Origin of the sequence: Thermovirga sp., from assembly GCA_012523215.1 — a bacterium.
Classification (GTDB): domain Bacteria; phylum Synergistota; class Synergistia; order Synergistales; family Thermovirgaceae; genus 58-81.
In genome coordinates this window covers 1-2,765 of record JAAYIZ010000218.1, presented here as the reverse complement: position 1 = coordinate 2,765, position 2,765 = coordinate 1, and the positions used below count along the sequence as shown (strand labels likewise).

Sequence of the window (2,765 nt, the reverse complement as noted above, 5' to 3'; positions counted from 1 at the left end):
CTTTGAAAGCAATGCGGGGATGGGAGACGGAAGATATCAGGAGATTCCTCGAGGACATCCCTGGAGTTGGAGCTAAAACGATCGCCTGCGTCCTTCTTTTCGACTTGGGACGCCCCGCCTTTCCCGTAGATACCCATATCGCCAGGGTAACGAAACGCCTGGGCTGGGCGGAGGCGGGTATGTCGCCGGAAGAAATCCAGTTTTTGATGGAGGAAATAGTGCCCCGGGAGCGCTACAACGAGGCTCACCTGAACCTGATAACCCATGGCAGGAAGCTTTGTACATCCAGGAAAGCCCTCTGCGATGAATGCCTCCTGCGGGATCGCTGCCCCTTCCCGGGAAGAAAACAGGAGGGTTGATGGGACGACCTCCCTTTGTGGTGTCCTGCGTTCCCTGCGACTCCTATGGCAGGACGGCGGTGGAGGAGGCGGTGAGAGAAGCGTTCCGGCTTTGCAGGTTCTTTCCGCTGGAAGCCGTCCCGACGCTTCTCAAGGCCAACCTTTTGTCCCCGAGTGATCCTTCCAGGGCGGTGACAACCCATCCCGAGATACTGAGAGCTCTTTTGATGGAATTGACCAGGGCCGGCTGTCCCGATGTCATGATCGGAGACAACCCGGGATATATTTTCCGTCACCAGGAGAAGGCTCTTTTCCAGAAAACCGGTGTAGCGGATATTTGCCAGGGCTTACCAGTGCGGTTCGGACTCCTTTCAAGCGATGGTTTCGTGGAAGTCCGACCACCAAGGGCCGAAATACTTCAAACCGTCAGGGTCTCGGCAATGATGATGAATTTTCCACGCGTCATAGGAGTATCGAAGCTCAAGACCCACGTGGAGACCGAGATGACGGGAGCGATCAAGAACCTATTCGGCGCCACCGATACGGATACCAGGAAAAAAGCCCACGGAGCAAGATCCAGAACCTTCCTCCCCGAGGCGATAATCGATATCTTTTCCGTCAGGATCCCCGATTTCTTTGTTCTCGACGCCGTGGAAGGAATGGAGGGCTGGGGACCCTCCCATGGGAAACCAAAGAGGATTGGCTGGGTTGCCGCTTCCTCCAACGCGTTGGCCCTGGATTATGTCCAGGCGGTGATGATGGGTTTCAACGACCCTCTCGATATTCCTCTCCTTTCAATTGCCTCGAAGAGGATGGATGGGCCATCCGGAAAGGAAGATATCGAACTCCGTGGAGCCCGTTGGGAGGACCTCCCCTGCGAGGGGTTCCAACGAGCTCCCTCTTTCATGAGGTGGGTACCCTCCTTTTTTCGAGGGGTTGCCCATCATATGGTAAGACTTAAGCCAGGCCTCAACAGGGTGGCCTGTATAAAATGCGGTATTTGCGAAAAGGTATGTCCGGTAAACGCCATCGCGTTTTCGCCGGAAGGATGGCCCGAAATCGGCCGAAAAAAGTGCGTCCAGTGCCTCTGTTGTCACGAGATGTGTCCCACGGGCGCGATGGAGGTCAGGGAGAACACTCTGAGCAGGTTGCTCAGAAAATGAAGGCGCCCCCGCTTGGGGGCGCCGGAAGCAACGGCCGGAGAAACCTAACTTTTCTTCTTGAGTCGCTCGAGGACAAGTTTGTATCCGTCGGCCCCATATTCCAGGAATTTTTTAACTCTGCTGATCGTCGCAGTGCTGGCCCCTGTTTGCTGTGCGATCTGAGGGTAGGTAAACCCCTCGCTCAGGAGCTTGGATACCTCGAGTCTCTGCGCGAGAGCCCTGATCTCACCGATCGTGGCGATATCTTCCAGAAATCGGTAGACATCGTCAACGGTCTCAAGTGATAGGATAGCCTCGCATAATTGATCGGTCAGACGATCCTTCCACTTTTCTGCCATATGGAATCCCTCCTAATAAATGCTTTAGCGTATTCTAGCACTGCTTGCTATTTTGGGCAAGCAGTCGCAAATGCGAGATAAACCTCTAGGCAATTTGTGCCGAGAGCTCACGAGGAATTGGGGTTGACTCGTTATCGGGCGATGCCTATAATGAGTTGCGCTGGCCGGGCTGGCGGAATTGGTAGACGCACGGGACTTAAAATCCTGTGGACGGGAGTCCGTGCGGGTTCGATTCCCGCGCCCGGCACCAAGAAAGGCAGGGTTATCGCGGGGTGGAGCAGTCAGGTAGCTCGTCGGGCTCATAACCCGAAGGTCGCAGGTTCAAATCCTGCCCCCGCAACCATTTCCAGGCGGTGTAGCTCAGTTGGCTAGAGCATGCGGTTCATACCCGCAGTGTCGGTGGTTCGATTCCACTCACCGCCACCATTTGCGGACTTTAAGGCCCCTGGCTTAAGCCGGGGGCAATTTTGTGCTTGGCGAAAGTCCGAAACCCTCCAACTTCGTTTACCGGGCCGTTGATGGCTCGCCGGGTTCGGGTCGAGCCCGCTCCGCAATAAATAGGTTATTATTAGTTGTCGGATCGATACATGAACTGAGGGAAAAACCCTATGTTCACACGGGGCCAGGATGTTCTTTAGAAGAGGTGATCGTCGTCATGATGAATGAACAGTTAGAAATAGGAAGCAGTTTCATCGAGCAGATCGTTCGACAAGACCTCGAATCGGGAAAGGTCGGCAAGGTGATAACACGATTTCCCCCGGAACCTAATGGTTATCTTCATATAGGGCATGCTAAATCCATATGCCTTAATTTTGGGATTGCCGAACAGTTTGGTGGCGAGTGTAACCTGAGGTTTGACGATACCAATCCGAGCAAGGAAGAGTCGGAGTACGTGGAATCTATAATTGAAGATGTGACCTGGCTCG

The 2,765-nt window shown here is 54.2% G+C and carries 4 protein-coding genes and 3 tRNA genes; 6 read left to right on the top strand and 1 reads right to left on the bottom strand.

Going from position 1 to position 2,765, the window contains the following annotated elements:
* The coding region (locus GX108_06290; GenBank protein NLO56643.1) for an endonuclease III at positions 1-359 on the top strand (359 nt) is incomplete at its 5' end.
* Positions 359-1,501 (top strand): DUF362 domain-containing protein, encoded by a 1,143-nt coding sequence (locus GX108_06285; protein NLO56642.1) that lies wholly within the window; start codon positions 359-361, stop codon positions 1,499-1,501. The genes GX108_06290 and GX108_06285, both read left to right, overlap by 1 nt.
* Positions 1,502-1,545: 44 nt before the next feature.
* On the opposite strand, the gene GX108_06280 is transcribed toward GX108_06285, so the two are convergent.
* On the bottom strand, positions 1,546-1,839 hold the full coding sequence (locus GX108_06280) for a DNA-binding transcriptional regulator (protein NLO56641.1): 294 nt from the start codon (positions 1,837-1,839) through the stop codon (positions 1,546-1,548).
* A 163-nt stretch (positions 1,840-2,002) separates the two neighbouring features.
* On the opposite strand from GX108_06280, the gene GX108_06275 reads away from it, so the two are divergent.
* From GX108_06275 to GX108_06260, 4 genes are all read left to right on the top strand, one after another.
* A tRNA-Leu gene (locus GX108_06275) sits at positions 2,003-2,089 on the top strand.
* A 16-nt stretch (positions 2,090-2,105) separates the two neighbouring features.
* A tRNA-Met gene (locus tag GX108_06270) sits at positions 2,106-2,182 on the top strand.
* A gap of 6 nt (positions 2,183-2,188) precedes the next feature.
* A tRNA-Met gene (locus GX108_06265) sits at positions 2,189-2,265 on the top strand.
* Between the two features lie 232 nt (positions 2,266-2,497).
* Positions 2,498-2,765: glutamine--tRNA ligase (locus tag GX108_06260; GenBank protein ID NLO56640.1), on the top strand; the 268-nt coding region annotated here is incomplete at its 3' end.